The following is a 21052-nucleotide window of genomic DNA, read 5'->3' on the forward strand; positions in this document are numbered from 1 at the left end:
AGAAACGGCGATGTCCGGCAGCGTCAACAAAGTGATCCTCGTCGGGAATCTGGGCCGGGACCCTGAAAGCCGCAGTTTTCAGAATGGCGGCAAGGTATGCAATCTGCGTATCGCCACTTCGGAAAGCTGGAAGGACCGCAATACCGGCGAGCGCAAGGAAAAGACCGAATGGCATTCGGTCGCGATCTTCAACGAAGGTCTCGCCAATATCGCCGAGCGCTATCTGCGCAAGGGTTCGAAGGTCTATATCGAAGGGCAGCTTCAGACCCGCAAATGGCAGGACCAGTCGGGCAATGACCGCTATTCGACCGAAGTGGTGCTGCAGGGATTCAACGCGGTGCTGACCATGCTTGATTCGCCCGGCGGCGGTCAGGGCGGCATGGGCGGCAGCCGCGGCGGCGATGATTGGGGCGGCGGCGATGATTTCGCGGGCCAGTCCTCGGGTCGTAGCGGCGGCAGCGGCTTCAATCAGGGCGGCGGCCGGTCGGGCGGCGTGAAGTCGGGCAACGACGCGTTCGGCGGCTTCGGCGACGATCTGGACGACGACGTTCCCTTCTGATCCCGGAACAAGCTTGGGCCTCGCGCGCTGGACCCGTTCAACGGTCGGGAGCAGGCGCGTGGAACAGGTGGCAAAATTAGAAAATTTCGCGCGGGCCGGATATCTGGCTCGCGCGATCGTGTATTTCCTTCTGGGATATCTGACCTTCGCGACCAGTCAGGCGGAGGGAACGGCGAGCGTATTGGAGGAAATACGGGAGCTGCCTGCGGGCACCATCGTGCTGGCGGTGACAGGTATCGGCCTAGCCGGCTATGGTTTTTTCCGGATCTATGGTGCGCTGATCGATATTCAGGACGATGGCGACGGCGCGAAGGGCATCGGCAAACGCTGCGGCCATGTGGCGAGCGGGATCGCGCATCTGATCCTCACCTATCTCGCGTTCAAGCTGGCGTTCATGGGCGGATCGTCGGGCGGCAACGGCAGCCAGGAAGCGACGCAGACGGTGCTGTCCTTTCCCGGCGGCCGAATCGTGATCGCGCTGGTCGGCGCAGGATTTCTGCTCGCCGGGCTCAATCAGGGCGTGAAGGCGGCGACCGCCAAATTCCGGAAATTGCTCGATCCCGACGTTCCGCACTGGGGCATCTGGATGGGCCGGGTGGGTTATGCCGCGCGCGCGGTGGTATTCTTCGTCCTCGGATGGCACCTCCTCACTTCCGCCTGGGCGGAGAATGCCGACAATATCGGTTTTCAGGCGGCGGTTCAGTCGCTGCGTGATACGCCGTGGTTGTATAATGCGGTGGCGCTGGGCCTGCTCGTCTTCGGCTTGTTCAGCCTCATCATGGCGCGGTACCGCACCATCCGCGACGGATCGCTGAAAGAGCGTATCCGACAGGGCAAAATCTGGCTGATGAGCTGAACCGTGCGTTACCGGTGCAGCAGGAATACCGCATGTTCGGCAAAGATATTGGCTCCGGCTGGGCGCGCCTGCTTGTCGCCCGCCAGAAACCATGCCTTGTCGATCGTCACGCCGCGCTCCGCCACCATTGCTCGGAAATCGTCGATCGTGACGTGATGGATATTGGGCGTGTCATACCATAGCTCGGGGAGCAGCCGGTTGACCGGCATCCGTCCGCCGAACAGCAGCGAGGCGCGCACGCGCCAATGCGCGAAATTGGGGAAGGAAACGAAGGCCTGCCGCCCGATGCGCAGCAGATGGTCGAGCACCCGGTCGGGCCGCCGCGTCGTCTGCAAGGTGCGGCTCAGGATCGCGTAATCGAACGCCTGATCGGGATAGCCGGCAAGATCGGCATCGGCATCGCCCTGCACCACTGATAGCCCGCGCGCGACAGCGGCGGACACATTGGCGGGATCGATCTCCAGCCCGCGCGCATCCACCTGACGCTGGTCGCGCAGCGCCGCCATCAGCGCGCCGTCGCCGCAGCCGATGTCGAGAACCCGCGCGCCGGGCTTCACATTGCGCGCGATGATCGCAAGGTCGGGCCGCAACTCGCTCATCCGCCATTCCTCAAAAAGCCGGTGACCACGGCATTCAGCTCAGGCGAATCGAGCAGAAACGCGTCATGGCCGAACGGGCTCGACAGCTCGACGAAACTCACTCGCTTGGCGGCAGCGTTCAGCGCCTGAACGATCGCGCGGGATTCTGACGTGGGGTACAGCCAGTCGGTATCGAAGCTCACCACGCAAAAACGCGCATCGGTTGCGCGGAATGCGTTGGCGAGCAGGCCGCCATGTTCTTCGCCCAGATCGAAATAATCGAGCGCCCGGGTGATATACAGATATGCGTTCGCGTCGAACCGGTCGGTAAAGCTGAGCCCCTGATAGCGAAGATAGCTTTCGACCTGAAAATCGGCATCGAAGCCGAAGGTCTTGGCAGTGCGCGCCTGAAGCTTGCGCCCGAATTTCTCGGTCAGCCCCGCTTCGGAAAGATAGGTGATGTGCGCTGCCATGCGCGCGACGGCAAGCCCTGCGGCAGGCGGGTCGTTATCCGCATAATAATTGCCTTCGCGCCATTTGGGATCGGCCATGATCGCCTGACGCCCGACCTCGTGAAAGGCGATATTCTGCGCCGAATGCCGTGCGGTGGAAGCGATGACGACCACCGCGCTCACCCGATGCGGGAAGGTCGCGGCCCAGCTGACCGCGAGCATGCCGCCCATCGATCCGCCGACCACGGCATAGAGCCGCTCGATTCCTAGATAGTCGAGCAGCAAGCCCTGCGCGCGCACCATGTCGCGGATCGTCAGCACCGGGAAGCGCATCGCGAAAGGCGCGCCGGTCGCCGGATCGGTCGTTGCGGGGCCGGACGATCCCATGCAACTGCCGATCACATTCGAACAGATGATGAAATGCCGTTCGGGATCGATCGGCTTGCCCGGCCCGACCATGCGGCTCCACCATCCGGGTTTGCCGGTGACAGGATGCTCGGACGCGACATATTGGTCGCCGGTGAGCGCATGGCAGATCAGAATCGCGTTGGAGGCATCGGCGTTCAGCGTGCCATAGGTTTCATACCCGAATTCGACAGGAGTCAGCGTTGCACCGCTGTCCAGCGGCAGGGGGCCGGAAAGCGTGGCATGGCGCCTTAGCCCGAAACGCGCATCATTCGACATTCCGGCGCTGGTATTACCGCGCGGCGCCGCGTTCAAGCGCCATGGCGTGGGTGGTGCGCCAATATCCTTGCCAATCGCGCGCTACTGCGTCATTTCGCAGGGCCATGAGCGCACCTGAACCCAAATCATGGGTCATGGACATCGCCCCTTATATTCCGGGCAAGTCCGTGACCGACAGCGGCGCGAAGGCCGCCAAGCTTTCGTCCAACGAAAATCCGCTCGGCACCTCGCCCGCAGCGCAGGAGGCCTTTGCGAGCGCGGCCGGCGAGCTGGAGCGCTATCCCGATGCGTCGGGCGCGATTGTTCGGGAGGCCATTGCCGCCAAATATGGTCTCGACCCGCAGCGTATCATTTACGGTAACGGATCGGATGAGGTGCTGCATCTTGCTGCCGGTGCCTTTGCCGGGCCGGGCGATGAAATCATCTTCGTGCGCTATGGCTTCGCCGTGTACGAAATCGCGGCGCGCCGCGTCGGTGCAACCCCCGTAATCGCACCTGATGCCGATTATGCGACTGATGTGGACGCCATCCTTGCCGCAGTGACGGACCGAACGCGGGTGGTGTTCGTTGCCAATCCGAACAATCCCACCGGCACCTATGCGAGTGCGGACGAGATTGCGCGCCTGCATGCCGGATTGCCCGCTCATGTGCTGCTCGTCCTCGACCATGCCTATTCCGAATATCTGGAAAATGGGGAGGAAGATGGCGGTCTGGCGCTGGCCGAAACCGCATCCAATGTCTTGGTGACGCGCACCTTTTCGAAGATTCACGGCCTTGCTGCCGAACGGATCGGCTGGGGCTATGCGTCGATGGATATTGTCGCGGCGATGCACCGCATCCGCATGCCGTTCAACATGACGATCGCCGGGCAGCGTGCGGCCGTCGCGGCGCTTGCCGATGATGCGTTTGTCGAACAGAGCCGCGCCCATAATGCCAAATGGCGTAGCTGGTTCGCGGAAGAGGTCGCCGCGCTGGGCAATGCCGGGCTGCGCGCGGTGCCGTCAAAGGCGAATTTCATCCTCGTCCTGTTCGAAGGCAGAGTGAGCGCCGAGGAAGCGTATAAAGCGCTTCAGGATCGCGGCTATATCACCCGCTGGTTGCCGGGGCAGGGGCTGGGCAACGGCCTTCGCATCTCGATCGGTACGGAGGAAGAGATGCGCGGCCTTGCCGCTGCGCTGCGTGAGGTGGTGGCGGGCTGATGCCGCCCTTTTCGCGCGTCACGGTTATCGGGCTGGGGCTGATCGGATCGTCGATCGCGCGCGGGGTGAGGGCGCATATGACGGGCGTAGGCCTGACCGGCTATGATGCCGATCCGCAGGTGCGCGAAACGGCGAAGGCGATTGGTCTGTGCGACGATGTCGCCGACAGCGCCGGGGCAGCGGTGACCGATGCCGATCTGGTGATCCTGTGCGTCCCTGTAGGCGCGATCGGCGATGCCGCGCGCGAGTTTGCCGAAGATCTGCCCGCCGATGCGGTGGTCAGCGATGTCGGATCGTGCAAAGAAAGCGTCGTCACCGCGCTGCGCGAGGCGCTTCCCGGTGTCGCCATCGTTCCCGCGCACCCGGTGGCGGGGACCGAGCGTAGCGGGCCGGAGGCAGGTTTTGCGCAGCTGTTTCACAATCGCTGGTGCATCCTCACTCCGCCTGCCGACGCCGATCCGCTGGCGGTCGAGCGGGTTGCCGAATTCTGGAAACGGCTCGGCGCAGATATCGAGATGATGGAGCCTGCGCATCACGACCGGGTTCTGGCCGTGACCAGCCATCTGCCGCATCTGATCGCCTATACGATCGTCGGAACCGCTTCCGATCTTGAGGAAGTGACGAGCAGCGAAGTCATCAAATATTCGGCAGGCGGCTTTCGCGACTTCACCCGGATCGCGGCGTCCGACCCCACGATGTGGCGCGATGTGTTCCTGTCGAACCGGGAAGCGGTACTCGACATGCTGCAACGCTTCTCAGAGGATCTGAGCGCGCTGCAACGCGCGATCCGCTGGGGCAAGGGCGAGGAACTGTTCGACCTGTTCACCCGCACCCGCGCGGTGCGCCGGTCGGTCATCGAGCAGGGACAGGACGATGCGCGTGAGGATTTCGGCCGCGCGCACGATTAGAGTGATTTCAAGCCGGATGGACTCTAAGCGGGATCGCGCTCCAGCACGTTGATCGCTTCATGCACTGCCGCCTCGACTTCGGCGCGCGAAAGCCCCGGCGCAATCGGCTCGCCGAAGCGGATCGTGATAACGCCCGAACGCTTCGTGCCCTTGCGTGGAAGCAGATGGCCGCTGTCGAGCGCCACCGGCACCACCGGCATAGCGAGCGCGCGATAGAGACCCGCAAAGCCGGGGCGAAGCGGCGGCGCTTCTCCCGGAACCACCCGGGTCCCTTCCGGAAAGATCAGCACGGACCGGCCCTCCGCCTGCGCCGCTTTCGCATCGCGCATCATCGCGCGCAGCGCCGTTGCCGATGCCGCCCGATCGATCGCGATCACACCATAGCGTCGTGAGGCCCAGCCCCATACCGGAATGGCGGCAAGTTCGCGCTTCATCACGATGGCGGGGGCATCCAGGCGCCCGGCAAGCTCCAGCGTCTCGAACATCGCCTGATGTTTGGCAGCGTACAGCGCGGGGCCTTTGACCGGCGCGCCCTCGACCCGAATGCGAATGCCAAGCAGGGCGCGCACGCACCAGTGATGAAATCCGGTCCAGACCATCGTGTAGCGGCGAAGCGCCGCGGGGCCGGCGAGCGATATCAGCGGCGCGAGCAGGACGATGGGCACGGAAAGGCCGTAAAAGACAATCGCGAAGGCGAGGCTTCGAATCCGGTTCATCACCATCCCGCCCACAGCGCGATCCTGCGCACCAGATATTTATTATATTCCCGAAACAGCATCCCCAGCCCTGCTTCGCTCTGCACCGGATCGCTGACGATCGTGACGTCGCTGCCCAGCGCATGGCCGAGCTCCATCCGGGCGCGCGGCATATGCCAGCTTGAGGTCACCAGACGAATGCTGCGATAGCCGTGCGCAGCGACCCAGCGCGCCGTCTCCTCGCCGTTGGAGCGCGTGTCCACCGCTTCGCGGCCGAGATCGATGCAGCATTCGAACAATCGCGGCGACACCCGATATTCAATCGCAAGCTCGATCGGGCGCACGTCGCGATCAACGCCGGTGACGAGCATCCGTTTTGCGGCATGCGCCTGTAACAGCGCGATGCCCCGGTCGATCCTGCCCGCACCGCCGGTCGGCACAACGATCGCATCGGTAGGCGTGTCGGAATCGCCCGGGCTGCCCAATGCGAGCATGAAGACGGCAAATCCCAGCGAATAGACGAGGATCAGCAGCGCGAAGAAGCGGCGAATCACAATAGCCTCTCCAGCCTGTGCCGGACGGCGATCCGCGCGGCGGCGAGCGCGATCAACGCACAGGCAAGCGGTATTGCCGCAAGCATCGCCCAGTCGGCTGCGCCGAGCGTCATCGCATCCAGCAGCTGCGCATCCGGCGCTGCGAAGCGCAGTTGCAGCGCCCGGATGAGGCACAGCGCGGCAACCGCGCCGATCGCCCCGCCGATCAGCGTTTCGAACGCAATACGCCGTTCAAACAATCGAGCGACCTGACGATCGGTGGAGCCGAGCATGTGCAGTACGTCGATCGTATCGCGATGGGTATCAAGCCCCGTTCGCGCGCCAAGCAGCACAATCGCCATGGTCGCGCCGGTCGTCAGAACAACGATCGACAAAGCGCTCCAGCCCAGCGCCGCGAAAAGGTCGCGCACCGGCGAAAGCCATGCGGCATGGGGATCGACCAGAATGGCGTCGCTGATCTGCCGCGCGGCGGCGCGGATGTGCGCGATCGTCGCTGCATCGGCGCTGACAAGGTCGACATCGATCATGCTGGGAAGCGCGATATCCTTATCCAGACCGTCGCTGCCGAGCCAGGGTTGCAGCAGCGCGCGCAGCCGCTGCGGCGGCACCTGTTCAACGTTGCGCACCATCGGCATCGCCTTCAGCCGGGCGATGATCGCCGCCGTCTCCCGGTCGCGCAGCGCAGCATCCGCTTCGGCCACCTGCACCGTCAACCGGGCCGAAAGCGCGCTGTCGAGCGCGGTGACGCCGTTGCGAATGGCGAGCCCGGATCCGGCGGCAAGCACCGTCAGAAACACCATGATCGCCATGATCCACACCATGACGCGGCTATGGCGCCCGGAATCGAGCAGGCCGTGCCGGGCGCTTCGGGCGGGAAAGGCCATCGCCATGGCCTAAACGCGTACCGGCCGTGCGCGCGGCCGCCGAAGGTCATCGCGATTCGTCAGCCGGCCTTGGTCGATTTCCATGATCTTCGCCTGCGGAACGCGGTTCATGAGGTGGTGATCATGCGTCGCCACCACGACCGTCTTGCCGAGCCGGTTAAGCGATTCGAAGAGATGCATCAGCCGCTTTGCCATGTCGGGATCGACATTGCCGGTCGGTTCGTCGGCGATCAGCAGGTCGGGCTGCGCGATCACTGCCCGGGCAATTCCGGCGCGCTGCTGCTCGCCGCCCGACAGGGTTGCGGGCTTCACCCCGGCACGCGCCGAAAGGCCGACCCAGTCGAGCATTTCACGAAGTCGCTCGTCCACCTCGCGTTCGGCGATTCCGGCGATGCGCAGCGGCAGCGCGACATTGTCATAGGTCGACAGATGCGGAAGCAGGCGGAAATCCTGAAACACCACGCCGATCCGGCGGCGCAAAAGCGGCATGCGGCTGCGCGGCAAGCTGGCCACATCTTCATCGAACATGCGAACGATGCCGCGCGTCGGTCGGTTCGCCAGATAGAGCAGCCGCAGCAGGGATGTTTTTCCCGCGCCCGAGGTGCCGGTGATGAAATGAAATGCCCCGCGTTCCAGCGTGAAGCTGATATCCGTCAGCGTTTCCGGTCCGGGGCCATAGCGCAAGCCGACATTTTCGAATTGAACGATATTCGCCATTCGCGGCTCTCGGCGCGCTTTCCGTACCCTGATCTTACCGGCATACGCCTTGGCACGTCCGCTCCGCTTGCTCAAGCATCTCACTGACAAGTCTTGCCAGCACCGGCATTGCCATGCTTAGAATCATCGGCCGCTTATCCGAACATATCTGGGGCCTCGCTTGAAAAGACCGGTTCGATGATTCTCGAATGCGCCGAGTGCCATACCCGCTACCAGGTCGCCGATGACGCGATCGGGCCGGAGGGGCGGACGGTGCGGTGCGCCCATTGCAAATATAGCTGGTTTCAGGTTCCGCCGCTGGTGAGCGATCGGGCCATGACTGACCCGGGACCAGAGCCGGAGCCCGAGAGTGCCCCCGCGCCGCCACCGACGCCGGCTGAGCCTGTGGCTGAAGCGGTGCCTGTTATCGACCCGGTCACTGAACGGCGCACCTTTATCGATGATTCGGTGGAGGAGGGGGACGCTCGACCCGAAAATCGCCGCTTCGTGGCCGATACGCCGACACGTGCGCCGCGCCACCGGTCGGGACTATGGACGATCCTTGCCGTGCTGGTCGGACTGGCGCTGCTGCTGGCGACGGCGGCGCTGCTCTATACCGATATTCCCGACCTTGCCGGTCGCCTTGGCATGTCGGCCGACAGCAGCGCGGCGCAAACGCCGCTTCGCCTGAGCGGGGTTAAGGTGGATCGCGGACGTCTTGCCAGCGGGAGCGAATTATTCGCTGTGTCGGGTCAGATCGACAATCCCGGCAGCGATACCCAGCGCGTGCCCGATATCGCCGCACGCCTGCTCGACGGAACGGGGCAGAAAGCGGTGTATAGCTGGACCATCACCCCGCCGCGCCGCACGCTCGGCCCGGGACAGAGCATGGGCTTCAACAGCGCCAAGCTGGACGTTCCGGCGGAATCGAAGTCGCTCAGCCTCAGCTTCGCGGGTGAGGGCAGCGAATAATCGACAGGCAATCGCGAACAACAGTTGCCAGCCGACAAAGCCTTTGCTAGGGGCACCGGCCTGCCAGCGCTGGACGCAAGGGTCCGGCGAATTTTGTGTGCGGTCGTGGCGGAACTGGTAGACGCGCAACGTTGAGGTCGTTGTGGCCGAAAGGCCGTGGAAGTTCGAGTCTTCTCGACCGCACCAACCCCCGCTCCGGCACAGGGCCGGAGCAGCATCCTTTTCCCACATCTTAAAATACCGGATGATCCCCGGCTGTTAGGGCGCAGGGCGAAAAGAATCCCGTATCGCGTCGGAACGTGTGGCCTATTGTCCCGTTACGAAAAGCAAATCGCATTTTTGCAACGCTTTATCGTGGAGGCCGGGCATGGCGCAGACCGTCGGAGACTTTTTCTGGGACAGGCTGGGTCAATGGGGCGTCAAGCGCATCTTCGGCTATCCCGGCGACGGGATTAACGGCCTTCTCGGCGCACTCGACCGGGCGGGCGACCGTTTCGAATTCGTCCAGACCCGGCATGAGGAAATGGCCGCGTTCATGGCGTCGGCCCATGCCAAATTCACCGGCGAGCTGGGCGTTTGCCTCGCCACATCGGGGCCGGGCGCTGCGCATCTGATCACCGGCCTGTACGACGCCCGGATGGACCATATGCCTGTCCTCGCAATCGTCGGGCAGCAGGCGAGAACCTCGATCGGCGCGCATTACCAGCAGGAGCTCGACCTCGGCGCGATGTTCAAGGATGTCGCGGGCGCATTCACCCAGACCGCGATGGTCCCGGCGCAGGTCCGCCACCTGATCGACCGCGCGGTGCGAATCGCGCTGGGGCAGCGCCGCGTGACCGCGCTGGTCCTGCCCAACGATCTTCAGGACCTGCCGATGGAGCAGCCGCCGCGCAGCCATGGCGCTGTCTTTTCCGGAGTCGGCTGGTCAGCGCCCAAAGTCGTTCCGGAAAATGCCGATCTTCGCCGCGCCGCCGATGCGCTGAACGCAGGTGAGAAGGTGGCAATGCTGGTCGGTGCGGGTGCCAAGGGCGCACGCGCGGAGGTGATCGCGGTTGCCGACCGGCTGGGCGCGGGCTGTGCCAAGGCGCTTTTGGGTAAGGAAGTGCTGTCGGACGAACTGCCTTGGGTGACGGGGTCGATCGGTCTGCTCGGCACCGAACCCACCGATAAGATGATCAGCGAATGCGACACGCTGCTGATGCTGGGATCGGGCTTTCCCTATTCGGAATTCCTGCCGAAAGAAGGCGCGGCGCGCGGCGTTCAGGTCGATATCGATCCGGGCATGCTCTCGATCCGCTATCCGATGGAAGTCAACCTTACCGGCGACGTCAAATCGACGCTGGAGGCGCTGCTCCCGATGCTCGATCAGAAGGGCGGCGAATGGCGCGCGAAAATCGCCGAGTGGAACAAGGAGTGGGAAAAGACGCTCGACAATCGCGCCATGGCGTCCGCCGACCCGGTTAACCCGCAGCGCGTGCTGCGCGAACTCAGCCCCCGGCTTCCCGACAATGCGATCATCACCAGCGATTCGGGCAGCGTCGCCAACTGGTATGCCCGCGACCTGAAAATCCGCGACGGAATGATGTGCTCGCTGTCGGGCGGGCTTGCCTCGATGGGGGCTGCCGTTCCCTACGCGATCGCGGCCAAATTCGCCTATCCTGATCGCCCGGTGATTGCCTGTGTCGGCGATGGCGCGATGCAGATGAACAATATGGCGGAGCTGATCACGGTGGCCAAATACTGGCACCAATGGTCGGACGGCCGCTTCATCGTGATGGTGCTCAACAATGAGGACCTCAATCAGGTTACCTGGGAACAGCGGGTGATGGAGGGCAATCCGCGGTTCGAGGCAACCCAGCAGATTCCGAACGTCGCGTATCATAAATTTGCCGAGATGATCGGCTTGCGCGGCATCTATGTCGACGATCCCGATAAGGTCGGTGACGCATGGGACCGGGCGCTGGCATCCGACCGCCCCGTCGTGCTGGAAGCGAAGACCGATGGCGATGTGCCGCCGCTGCCCCCGCATATCACCTTCGATCAGGCGCGCGCCTTTGCCTCAATGCTGGTCAAGGGCGATCCGCAGGAGGGCAGCGTCATCCGCAACAGCATGAAGCAGATGTTCGCGAACGTGCTCGGGGAAAAAGACTGATCCATGGCTGCCTCCCACGCGGATATCGTCGCCACCCGGCTGATCGCCGGGGGCGCGGCAGCCCTTGCCTTTTCGGTCTTCGCCGATAGCGGGCTGGAACATTATCGCGGATCGTTCGCCAATCCCACCATGGTGCTGCCGATCGGATCGGCGGTGCTGGGGCTGACGATGAACGGCAGGCGGTCGGCAAAGCCGGAAAGCAGCGGATCGGAAGTGCCGACGATCAGCCATGTCGGATCGGCTGCGATCGGCGTGATCGGGCTGGGCTTTCACGCGTATAATATTCTGAAACGACCCGGCGGAGCGAGCTTTAACAATCTGTTCTATGGCGCTCCTGCAGGAGCGCCCGCGACACTGATCCTCTCCGGGATGCTCGGCGGCATCGCTGACCGGATGGCCAAGGGCGAGGAGACGATCGCGACGCTGGGCCTGCGCTCGGGCCGAATGGTGGCAGGCGTAGTAAGCATCGGCATATTGGGCAGCGTTGCAGAGGCCGGGCTGCTCCATTTTCGCGGCGCCTATCACGACCCGTTCATGTGGCTGCCGGTGACGTTGCCGCCCGTCGCTGCGCTCTCGCTCGCCCGCGACGTGGTAAGCGATGAAGCCCATTCGATCACCACCGGCCTGCTCGCCGCGACCGCTGCGCTCGGCCTGATCGGCGTCGGTTTTCATGCGTATGGCGTGGCCCGCAATATGGGCGGATTCCGCAACTGGCGGCAGAATATCCTCGCTGGCCCGCCGCTTCCGGCACCGCCGGCCTTTACCGGCCTCGCGATTGCGGGGCTGGGCGCATTGTTGCTGATGAAGAAAGGGTCGCGCCGTGGCTGATCGCTTTCCCGATTATGACGTGCTGGCGAAGCGCGATAGCCTTAGCTGGAACGACAAAACGCGCGCAGTGGTCGATGCGCGCATCGCGACGAGCGAACCCGATGTGCTGAGCGAACCGGAACGTGCGGTGCTGCGCAGGCTGGTCGATCGCATCGTGCCGCAGCCCGAGGGGCGGGCACCGGTCAACGCCGCCGCACTATTGCTGGAAAAGATCGCGGCGGATCGCGGCGACGGCTATCGCCATGCCCGGCTGCCCAAGGTGCGCGAGGCATGGGAGCGCGGGCTGGCCGCGATCGATACCGAAGCGCGGGAACGGCACGGTACAGGTTTTGCTGCGCTCGATAACCGGCAGGCTGACTCAGTCATTCAGGCCATCCAGCAGGGCGATGTGTGTGCAGCGCAATGGGAGGCGATTCCCGCCGACCTGTTCTGGAGCTATCGCATCCTTCCCGACATCGTATCGGCCTATTACGCCCATCCCAGCGCATGGAGCGCGATGGGATTTGGCGGTCCCGCTTCGCCGCGAGGCTATGTCCGGCTTGAGACGAACCGGCGCGATTCCTGGGAAGCGGCTGAGCGCGCACCCGATGCGGTGGTCCCGGCAAGCGAGCGCAACCGTCATGTCCGATAAGCAAAGCGATGGCCCGCGCGCGACCGGTGGACGGGCCCCCGATGTCTTCACGCCCGGCGGCTGGGTGCCGATGCGCAGCCATGAGGACAGTGAGGAGGTCGATTTCGTCATCGTCGGCACAGGTGCGGGCGGCGGAACGCTTGCCTGCAAACTCGCCGAATCGGGCTTTTCGGTCGTCGCGATGGACGCCGGACCCTATTGGCGTCCGCTGGAGGATTTCGCTTCGGACGAAACCGAGCAGCAGAAACTCTACTGGACCGATGAGCGGATCGTCGACGGCGAAAATCCGATCGCGATGGGATCGAACAATTCGGGCAAGTCGGTCGGCGGATCGACCGTACATTTCGCGATGGTGTCGCTGCGCATGCGGCCCGAGCATTTCGCGACCCGCTCGAAGCTCGGCTACGGCGTCGACTGGCCGATCGGCTGGGAAGAGATGTGGCGCTATTATGCCGAGGTCGAACAGGCACTGAAGATCGCCGGACCGGTGCGCTATCCCTGGGGGCCGAAACGCGGTCGCTATCCGATGCGCGCGCATCCGATGAATGCCGCGGCAAATTATCTCGCGCGCGGGGCCGAAGCGCTTGGCGTCGACTGGACCCAGACGCCGGTCGCGACGCTCTCCGCGCCGCATGGAAAGGCACATCCGTGCGTCTATCGCGGCTTTTGCGCCATCGGCTGTTCGACCAATGCAAAGCAATCGGTGCTGGTTTCCTGGCTCCCTCGCGCGCTGAAGGCGGGCGCGGAGATCCGTGACCTTGCCATGGTCGGACGGATTGAAACGGTGAATGGGCGCTGCACCGGCGTTCATTATCATCGCGAGGGCGAATGGCATTTTCAGCGCGCGCGAAACGTCGTCGTCGCGGGCTATGCGATCGAAACCCCGCGCCTGCTGCTCAATTCGGCCAATGCCGAATTTCCCGACGGGCTGGCCAACAGCTCCGGGCTGGTCGGCAGGAATTTAATGGTCCAGCTCAATCAGGCGGCATGGGGCCATGTCGAGGATGACGTACGTTCCTATAAGGGGCCGCCCAGCCTCGCCGTGTGCGAGCACTGGAATTATGAGGATCGCGGCAAGGACTATGCAGGCGGCTGGTCCTATATGAGTCAGGGGCCGCTTCCGATCAGCTGGGCGAAGACGCTGGCCGGGGGCCGCGGCCTGTGGGGGCAGGCGCTGATCGACGAAATGGCGCGCAACAATCACACGGTGGGTTTGAAAATGGTCGGCGAAGTGCTGCCCGATGCGCGCAACCGGGTGACATTGACCGACGAGACCGATCAATATGGCCTGCGCATACCGCGCATCACCTTTGCCTATAGCGATAATGACCGGGCGATGATGGCGCATGCGACTGACTTCATGGATCGCAGTCTGGAAGCGACAGGAGCGACTGACCGCTGGAAGGAGATGGGCGATACCGCGCATCTGAACGGCACTGCGCGCATGGGCCATGACCGGCGGACGAGTGTCGTCGATGCCGATTGTCGCAGCTGGGACATCCCCAATTTGTGGGTGTGCGACGGTTCGGTCTTCCCCACCGTGGGCGGGGTAAACCCCTCACTCACCATACAGGCGATCGCATGCCGCACGGCGGATCGGATCAGGACGATGGCGGCGCAGGGCGAATTATGAGGAGCAGGAAAATGGCAACGCTTAGAAATACTCCTGTGGTCGTTGTGACCGGTGCTTCTGCCGGTGTCGGGCGCGCGGTGGTGCGGCGGTTCGCAAAGGACGGCGTCAAGATCGGCCTGATCGCGCGCGGCATGGACGGGTTGCGCGCGGCGGCGCGTGAGGTTGAGGAGATGGGCAGCGAAGCGCTGATCCTGCCCTGCGATGTCGCCGATAACGACGCGGTCGAGGCAGCGGCGCAGCAGGTCGAGGAGAAATTCGGCCCGATCGATATCTGGGTCAATGTCGCCTTTGCCGGTGTGCTCTCGCGCTTCGTCGATATGGAGCCCGAAGACTATAAGCGCGTCACCGAGGTGACCTATCTGGGTCAGGTCAACGGCGCGCGCGCCGCGCTTCGCCGGATGATGGCGCGGAACAAGGGCTCGCTGGTGCTCACCGGATCGGCGCTTGCCTATCGCGGGGTGCCGCTGCAATCGGCCTATTGCGGGGCGAAGCACGCCATTCAGGGCTTTCAGGATTCGGTCCGTTCCGAACTGATCGCCGCGAACAGCAAGGTGCATGTGTCGATGGTCCAGCTGCCCGGCGTCAACACGCCGCAATTCGACTGGATCAAGACGAACATGCCCAAACAGCCGCGCCCGGCCAGTCCGCCTTATCAGCCCGAAATCGCCGCCGAGGCGATCCATTTCGCTGCGCACCACCGGCGCAAGGAGGTGCAGGTCGGCGTATCGAGCTGGCAGGCGATCTGGGCCGACAAATTCTTCTCGCCGATCCTCGACTGGTATCTCGGCCGCACTGCCGTTTCGGGGCAGCAGGGCAAGCATGAGGTCAGCGAAGGGCGCGAGAATAATCTCTATTCGCCGGTTGCCGGCGATCATGGCGCGCATGGCCGGTTCGATGCTACGGCGCGGCGGCATAGCCCGCAATTGTTTGCCACCAAACATCGGGTGAGCCTTGCCGCCGGTCTGATCGCGGCAGCGGGCGCAGGGCTGGTCGCACTGACGCGGAAGCAGAACGCATGACGCCCGACTGGCGGCCGCACGATATTGGCGGCCATGCGATGATCTCCGACGGGCAGACGGCGGCGCTGATCTATGAAGATGCGACGATCGATTGGCTGTGCATGCCGCGATTCGACAGTCAGGCATGTCTCGCCTCGCTGCTCGGCACTGCGGAAAATGGCGGCTGGTGGATTGGCGCCACCGATGCGCCGCTGCGCACCAGCCGGTCCTATCGCGACGATACGATGATCCTGGAAACGGTGATCGAGACTGAGGGCGGCGAAGTAGCGATCATCGACTTCATGCCGGTGCAGCGCGGCGAAGCGCCCGATATCGTTCGGATCATCGAAGGGCGGCGTGGCGCGGTGGAGCTGGAGACGCGGCTCGCGCTTCGCTTCGACCATGGCCGGACGCATCCCATGGTTCGGCAGCATGACGATGGCGAGATGCTTGCCATTGCCGGACCGAACGCAGTCATCCTTCGCTTTTGCTGCTGTATCGGGCATCAGGACCGCGCCTTCACCGGAAAATTCACCGTGCGCGAGGGCGAGCGAAAGGCGCTGTGCCTCACCTGGTTCGAAAGCGAAAGCGAGGTGCCGCGCGCTATCGATCCCGAAAAGGCGCTGGAAGAGGCCGAACGCTTCTGGCGCGACTGGGCGGACAAGACCGAATATGAGGGGATTGCGGACAAAGCGGTCCGGCGATCGCTGCTGACGCTGAAGGCGCTGGTCCATGAACATACCGGCGGGATGGTCGCGGCGGCGACCGCTTCGCTTCCCGAACGGCCGGGCGGTCAGCGCAACTGGGATTATCGATTCTGCTGGCTGCGCGATGCGACCTTTACCCTGCTCGGCTTTCTGCACACCGGGCATAAGGATGAGGCGCGCGAATGGATCGAATGGCTGCGCCGCGCGGTGGCGGGCGAACCGATCGATGTGCAGCCCTTTTACGCGATCGACGGCAATCGCCATTCACTTGAATGGGAAGCGGACTGGTTGCAGGGCTTCGGCGATTCGCGGCCGGTGCGCTTCGGGAACGGCGCGGTCGGGCAGGTGCAGCTCGACATTTACGGCGAGGTGATCGACGCGATCTGCGTCGCGCGCTGCCATGGTCTGGCAGAGGATAGCGACGATCTGATCGCCGCGCTGGCCGAAAAGCTGGAAACGCTGTGGCGCGAGCCCGATGCGGGGATCTGGGAAAGCCGGGGCGATCCGAAACATCACGTCTATTCCAAGGTGATGTGCTGGGTCGCGTTCGATCGCGCGGCAAAAATGCTGGGCGACGCCATGCCCGAACGCGCACGGCGCTGGCGCGATCTGGCCGAAGAGGTCCGCGAACAGGTGCTCACCCATGGCTTCAACGAAAATCGCGGGGCCTTTACCCGCGCGTTCGATGACGATGCGCTGGACGGGGCGGTGCTGCGCCTGCCGATCGTCGGCTTTATCGATGCGACGGACGAACGGATGCGTAAAACGGTCGATGCGATCGAGCGCGAGCTGATGAGCGGCGATATGGTCTATCGCTATTCGAACGACACCACCGATGACGGCGTCGGCGGAGCCGAAGGCGCGTTCGTCGCGGTGGGGCTGTGGCTCGCCGATGTCTATGCGCAGCAGGGGCGGAGCGAGGATGCCCGGCGGCTGTTCGACGCGGCGCTCAACAGCGCGAACGATCTCGGCCTGCTCAGCGAGGAATGCTGGATGGAGGATGGTCGCCAGATCGGCAATATCCCGCAGGCATTGAGCCATGTCGCGCTGGTCAATACCGCGCTCAGCATTTCGGCGGACGGTCGGCCGCCGCGTCTGGCATGAGGGCCGGGCTGCCGGCAGGGTGCCGGTCGCTTCTCCTTCTGCTCCTCGCCGCGCCGCTATCGGCCTGTGCGCACAGCCCCAGCTTCTTTCAGGCGGCGGGGCCGGTTGCCGCCGAGCAGCGGGACCTGTTCTGGATCGTCACCGCGCTGCTGATGCTGGTGGTGCTGCCGGTGTTTATCGGCCTTCCCTATGTGCTGTGGCGCTTTCGGCAGGGAAACCGGCAATCCGACTATCGCCCGACCTGGGATTTCAGCTGGAAGCTGGAATGGCTGGTCTGGGGCGTGCCGGTAGTCGTCGTCGCGATTCTGGGCGTGGTGTTGTGGACCACCACCCACCGGCTCGATCCCTATAAGCGCCTGCCCGGCAAAAGCGAGGTTCGGGTGCAGGCAGTCGCACTGGACTGGAAATGGCTGTTCATCTATCCCGATCAGCATATTGCGACGGTCAACCGGCTGGTGATCCCGGTCGGGCGTCCGGTCCATATCGACCTTACCAGCGACACGGTAATGCAGTCGCTGATGATCCCGCAGCTTGGCGGGCAGATTTATGCGATGGCCGGAATGCGGACCCAGCTGAACCTGAAAGCCGATCGGCCCGGAAGCTATTTCGGGGAGAATACGCAGTATAACGGCAAAGGCTTTCACAAGCAGAATTTCGAGACGCTCGCGGTGCCCTCCGCTGCGTTCGATGCATGGGCGGCGCAGACCGCGCAGGGCGACCGCCCGCTCGACCGCGCGACCTATGCGCGGTTGTCGCAAGAGTCGGTGATAGCCCGCCCGATCAGCTTTTCCGCAGTGCCCGCTGGCATGTTCGACAGAATCATGAGGAAATATATGTACCCGGAGCATAAGCCGGTATCCGGCCCCGCCGGTGATGAGGCGATGCAGTGATGGTGCATGGCGCATGGTTCTGGCTGCTCGGCCGGATCGATCTCGATTCTTTCGCCTTTGTCCGTGCATGGCGTGAGCCTTCGCTCGACAGGCTGATCGCGGCGGGGGCAGCGGCGATGGTGGTGCTGGGCGCGATCGCTGCCTTCGCGATCATCACCCGGATGCGCAAATGGCGCTATTTGTGGGAGAACTGGTTCACCAGCCTCGACCACAAAAAGATCGGGATTCTGTACATCGCTTTGTCCGGGGTGATGCTGACCCGCGCGGTGATCGAGGCAGTGCTGATGCGGATGCAGCAGGCGGTGGCGGTCAATCAGCCGGGTATCGTCAAACCCGAACATTTCGGTGAACTGTTCAGCACGCACGGATCGATCATGATCTTCTTCATGGCGATGCCGTTCCTGATCGGCCTGATAAACTATGTCATGCCGCTTCAGATCGGCGCGCGCGATGTCGCTTTCCCGCTGCTCAACTCGGTCAGCCTGTGGATGACGGTGGGAGGCGCGGTGCTGATGATGGCGTCGCTGGTGATCGGCAAATTTTCTACCGGCGGCTGGTCGGGCTATCCGCCTTATACCGAAATGGCGTTCAATTCGGGCGTCGGGCCGGATTACTGGATCTGGGCAGTGACGCTGAGTTCGCTCGGCACGATGATGACCGGCATCAATTTTGCGGTCACGATTTACAAGAGCCGCGCGCCGGGCATGCATCTGTTCCGCATGCCCTTATTCTGCTGGACCTCGCTATGCGTGTCGATCCTGATGATTTTCGCCATGCCGCCGCTGACCGTGGCGACGGCGTTGCTGGCGCTTGATCGCTATCTCGACTTTCATTTTTTCACCAACGACCTTGGTGGAAATATGATGAACTATGCCAACCTGTTCTGGCTGTTCGGCCATCCCGAAGTCTATATTCTGATTCTGCCCGCATTCGGGGTGTATTCGGAAGTCATATCGACCTTTTCATCGAAGCGTCTCTATGGCTATCGATCACTCGTCTATGCGACCATGGCGATCGCGGTGCTTAGCTTCACCGTGTGGCTGCATCATTTCTTCACCATGGGGCAGAATGCCGATATCAATGCTTTTTTCGGCGTGGCGACGATGACGATCGGCATTCCGACGGGTGTGAAGGTCTATGACTGGATTCTCACCATGTATCGCGGGCGGGTGCGCTTTACCGTGCCGATGCTGTTTTCGATCGCCTTCATCGTCACCTTCGTGATCGGCGGGATGAGCGGCATCATGCTCGCCGTACCGCCGCTCGATTATGTCGTCCACAATACGCTGTTTCTGGTCGCGCATTTCCACAACATGCTGATCCCCGGCCTGCTCTACGGCATGATCGCGGGCTATCAGTTCTGGTTTCCCAAGGCGTTCGGCTTCCGTCTGGACGAACGCTGGGGGCGGATCGCGTTCGGATGCTGGGTCAGCGGCTTTTATCTCGCCTTCATGCCGCTGTATGTTCTGGGGGCGATGGGCATGCCGCGCCGCATGGCGGGCGTGTTTCAGAGCGAATATCTGCCCTGGCTGCTCGTCGCGGCGGTCGGCGGCTTTCTGGTGCTCGCCGGGCTGGTCGCGCTGTTCGTTCAGTTGTGGGTGAGCATCCGGCGGCGCGAAGAAGCCAGCGTACCGGTCGGCGATCCATGGGATGCGCGCTCGCTCGAATGGGGCATCGCCGCGCCGCCGCCCGAATATAATTTCGCGCATATCCCCGATATTGAGACGCGCGACCCATTTTATGCGGCGAAGGAGCATGGCACCGCTTATGATCCGCCGCGCCATTATGACGACATCGAAATGCCGAAGAACAGCAAGGTCGGACCGCTGCTCGGCATCGCGGGCGCTGCCTGTGCGTTCGGACTGGTGTGGTATATCTGGTGGCTGGCCGCGGCGGCGTTTGTTGCGATCTGGGGCGTGGTGATCGCGCGGAGCTTCGTTCGCGATATCTACAAAACGATCCCCGCAGCTGAGGTCGCGCGCGAGCATCAGCGCTGGCTCTCGCAGGTCGCGGCGGCGCGCGGCATTCCGCGCGAACTGGAAACCACCCCCGCCAATCAGGGGCTGGCTGAGGGGGCTGCGGCATGAGCGCGGATGAAATCAAACATGCCGGGCTGAACCTGCAGCATGCCGACCCGATGACGCATGAAAAGGCGGGTGCGGGCATTTTCGGTTTCTGGGTGTTCCTGATGAGCGATGCAGTGCTCTTCGCGCTGCTCTTCGCCACCTATGGCGTGATGCTGCGCGGTACGGCGGGCGGACCGGTGCCGCACGAGGTTTATGAGATGAAAAGCGCGTTCATCGAAACGCTGATTTTGCTCGCCTCCAGCTTCACCTTCGGCCTCGCTTCGCTGGCGATGAAATATGAACATAAGCAGCATCAGCTACAGGCTTGGCTCGGCGTGACGCTCTTGCTCGGGCTGTTGTTCATCGGGTGGGAATTTCACGATTTCGCGTCGATGGCGGCGAAGGGCGAGGTGCCGTCGCGCAGCGGCTATCTTTCGGCCTTTTTCGCACTGGTTTCGACGCATTTACTGCATGTTACGGCAGGCTGTATCTGGGCGGTCGTGATGATCGCGAAGATACGCACCTTTGGACTCGATGCACGAGTGAAGATCAACGTGCTTCGCCTCGGCTTGTTCTGGCATTTTCTCGACATTATCTGGGTCGGGATTTTCTCGGTCGTCTATCTGCAGGGGCTTGCCTGATGGATCAGCAGCACGCTTATCGTCGCCAGTTGCGCACCTATGCAATCGGGTTCGTATCGGCGCTGGTGCTGACCTGCGCCGCGTTTGCGACCGTGCGTTTCCATTTGGCACCCCCGCAAACCGCGATCGGAATCGTCTTCGCGCTCGGGCTGGTTCAGATCGTCGTGCATTTCCGTTTCTTTCTGCACATCGATCTTGAGCGCTCGGCGCGGGACGACCTTCAGCTCATTCTGTTTTCGACCCTCATCACGCTTTTGATGGTCGGGGGAACCCTGGTCATCCTTGCCAATCTCCATCATCGCATGATGTGAAATCGCGTGCTAACCGCGCCGCCCGACCGACCTTCCCATTCATCCCAAAGGAGC

The 21052-nt window shown here is 63.2% G+C and carries 21 protein-coding genes and 1 tRNA gene; 16 read left to right on the top strand and 6 right to left on the bottom strand.

Translation table 11 applies throughout. The annotated features are described in order from the left end of the window. Positions 1 to 10: 10 nt before the first annotated feature. Both ssb and EV664_RS09560 read left to right on the top strand, forming a co-directional pair. Positions 11 to 559, top strand: coding sequence for a single-stranded DNA-binding protein (ssb, locus tag EV664_RS09555; RefSeq protein ID WP_133495472.1), 549 nt, complete (start codon positions 11 to 13; stop codon positions 557 to 559). A gap of 67 nt (positions 560 to 626) precedes the next feature. Further along, positions 627 to 1415 carry a DUF1206 domain-containing protein gene (locus EV664_RS09560; protein ID WP_133495473.1) on the top strand — a complete coding sequence of 263 codons (789 nt, stop codon included), beginning with the start codon at positions 627 to 629 and terminating at the stop codon, positions 1413 to 1415. A gap of 8 nt (positions 1416 to 1423) precedes the next feature. Here EV664_RS09560 and metW read toward each other — a convergent pair whose 3' ends face one another. Together metW and metX are read right to left on the bottom strand one after the other, a co-directional pair. Next, entirely contained in the window at positions 1424 to 2014 is a 591-nt protein-coding gene (metW, locus tag EV664_RS09565) for a methionine biosynthesis protein MetW (RefSeq protein WP_133495474.1), read from the bottom strand. Then, positions 2011 to 3129 (bottom strand): homoserine O-acetyltransferase MetX, encoded by a 1119-nt coding sequence (gene metX / locus EV664_RS09570; protein WP_133495475.1) that lies wholly within the window; start codon positions 3127 to 3129, stop codon positions 2011 to 2013. The genes metW and metX overlap by 4 nt, the downstream gene beginning before the upstream one ends. A 104-nt stretch (positions 3130 to 3233) precedes the next feature. On the opposite strand from metX, the gene hisC reads away from it, so the two are divergent. Further along, positions 3234 to 4328 carry a histidinol-phosphate transaminase gene (gene hisC / locus EV664_RS09575; RefSeq protein ID WP_133495476.1) on the top strand — a complete coding sequence of 365 codons (1095 nt, stop codon included), beginning with the start codon at positions 3234 to 3236 and terminating at the stop codon, positions 4326 to 4328. Continuing rightward, entirely contained in the window at positions 4328 to 5236 is a 909-nt protein-coding gene (locus tag EV664_RS09580) for a prephenate/arogenate dehydrogenase family protein (protein WP_133495477.1), read from the top strand. The genes hisC and EV664_RS09580 overlap by 1 nt, the downstream gene beginning before the upstream one ends. Before the next feature lie 23 nt (positions 5237 to 5259). Here the strand turns inward: EV664_RS09580 and EV664_RS09585 are convergent, their stop codons facing one another. Genes EV664_RS09585 through ftsE form a run of 4 tightly spaced genes read right to left on the bottom strand, consistent with a single transcriptional unit; the run spans position 5260 to position 8086 of the window. Then, positions 5260 to 5952 (bottom strand): lysophospholipid acyltransferase family protein, encoded by a 693-nt coding sequence (locus EV664_RS09585; RefSeq protein ID WP_133495478.1) that lies wholly within the window; start codon positions 5950 to 5952, stop codon positions 5260 to 5262. Then, entirely contained in the window at positions 5952 to 6485 is a 534-nt protein-coding gene (locus EV664_RS09590; protein ID WP_162848810.1) for a YdcF family protein, read from the bottom strand. The genes EV664_RS09585 and EV664_RS09590 overlap by 1 nt, the downstream gene beginning before the upstream one ends. Further along, positions 6482 to 7369: a cell division protein FtsX gene (locus tag EV664_RS09595; protein WP_229668193.1), complete on the bottom strand. Its 888-nt coding sequence runs from the start codon at positions 7367 to 7369 to the stop codon at positions 6482 to 6484. The genes EV664_RS09590 and EV664_RS09595 overlap by 4 nt, the downstream gene beginning before the upstream one ends. A gap of 9 nt (positions 7370 to 7378) precedes the next feature. Continuing rightward, on the bottom strand, positions 7379 to 8086 hold the full coding sequence (gene ftsE / locus EV664_RS09600; protein ID WP_133495480.1) for a cell division ATP-binding protein FtsE: 708 nt from the start codon (positions 8084 to 8086) through the stop codon (positions 7379 to 7381). A gap of 177 nt (positions 8087 to 8263) precedes the next feature. Here ftsE and EV664_RS09605 point away from each other — a divergent pair, with 177 nt between their 5' ends. The 12 genes from EV664_RS09605 to cyoD all read left to right on the top strand — a co-directional run bounded on the left by EV664_RS09605 (position 8264) and on the right by cyoD (position 20998). After that, complete coding sequence (locus tag EV664_RS09605; RefSeq protein WP_133495481.1) at positions 8264 to 9037, top strand: zinc-ribbon domain-containing protein; 774 nt, start codon at positions 8264 to 8266, stop codon at positions 9035 to 9037. A 99-nt stretch (positions 9038 to 9136) separates the two neighbouring features. Beyond that, positions 9137 to 9223, top strand: a tRNA-Leu gene (locus EV664_RS09610). 181 nt (positions 9224 to 9404) lie between these two features. Then, positions 9405 to 11189, top strand: coding sequence for a thiamine pyrophosphate-requiring protein (locus EV664_RS09615; RefSeq protein ID WP_133495482.1), 1785 nt, complete (start codon positions 9405 to 9407; stop codon positions 11187 to 11189). Positions 11190 to 11192: 3 nt separating this feature from the next. After that, positions 11193 to 12017, top strand: a complete 825-nt coding sequence (locus tag EV664_RS09620) for a hypothetical protein (RefSeq protein ID WP_133495483.1) — start codon at positions 11193 to 11195, stop codon at positions 12015 to 12017. Next, entirely contained in the window at positions 12010 to 12648 is a 639-nt protein-coding gene (locus EV664_RS09625) for a gluconate 2-dehydrogenase subunit 3 family protein (protein ID WP_133495484.1), read from the top strand. The genes EV664_RS09620 and EV664_RS09625 overlap by 8 nt, the downstream gene beginning before the upstream one ends. Further along, a complete protein-coding gene (locus EV664_RS09630; protein ID WP_229668192.1) occupies positions 12638 to 14281 on the top strand; it encodes a GMC family oxidoreductase in 1644 nt (547 codons plus the stop codon). Before EV664_RS09625 ends, EV664_RS09630 begins: the two co-directional genes overlap by 11 nt. Before the next feature lie 11 nt (positions 14282 to 14292). Beyond that, positions 14293 to 15300, top strand: a complete 1008-nt coding sequence (locus EV664_RS09635) for an SDR family oxidoreductase (RefSeq protein ID WP_133495486.1) — start codon at positions 14293 to 14295, stop codon at positions 15298 to 15300. Beyond that, positions 15297 to 17090 (top strand): glycoside hydrolase family 15 protein, encoded by a 1794-nt coding sequence (locus EV664_RS09640; protein WP_133495487.1) that lies wholly within the window; start codon positions 15297 to 15299, stop codon positions 17088 to 17090. Before EV664_RS09635 ends, EV664_RS09640 begins: the two co-directional genes overlap by 4 nt. Next, complete coding sequence (locus tag EV664_RS09645) at positions 17087 to 17980, top strand: COX aromatic rich motif-containing protein (RefSeq protein WP_133495488.1); 894 nt, start codon at positions 17087 to 17089, stop codon at positions 17978 to 17980. The genes EV664_RS09640 and EV664_RS09645 overlap by 4 nt, the downstream gene beginning before the upstream one ends. Then, positions 17980 to 20067, top strand: a complete 2088-nt coding sequence (locus tag EV664_RS09650) for a cbb3-type cytochrome c oxidase subunit I (protein ID WP_133495581.1) — start codon at positions 17980 to 17982, stop codon at positions 20065 to 20067. Before EV664_RS09645 ends, EV664_RS09650 begins: the two co-directional genes overlap by 1 nt. After that, entirely contained in the window at positions 20064 to 20687 is a 624-nt protein-coding gene (locus EV664_RS09655) for a cytochrome c oxidase subunit 3 (RefSeq protein WP_133495489.1), read from the top strand. Before EV664_RS09650 ends, EV664_RS09655 begins: the two co-directional genes overlap by 4 nt. Continuing rightward, positions 20687 to 20998, top strand: a complete 312-nt coding sequence (gene cyoD / locus EV664_RS09660; RefSeq protein ID WP_133495490.1) for a cytochrome o ubiquinol oxidase subunit IV — start codon at positions 20687 to 20689, stop codon at positions 20996 to 20998. Before EV664_RS09655 ends, cyoD begins: the two co-directional genes overlap by 1 nt. The last annotated feature ends 54 nt before the right edge of the window (positions 20999 to 21052 follow it).

This window comes from Stakelama pacifica (genome assembly GCF_004361835.1).
Lineage (GTDB): Bacteria > Pseudomonadota > Alphaproteobacteria > Sphingomonadales > Sphingomonadaceae > Sphingomonas > Sphingomonas pacifica.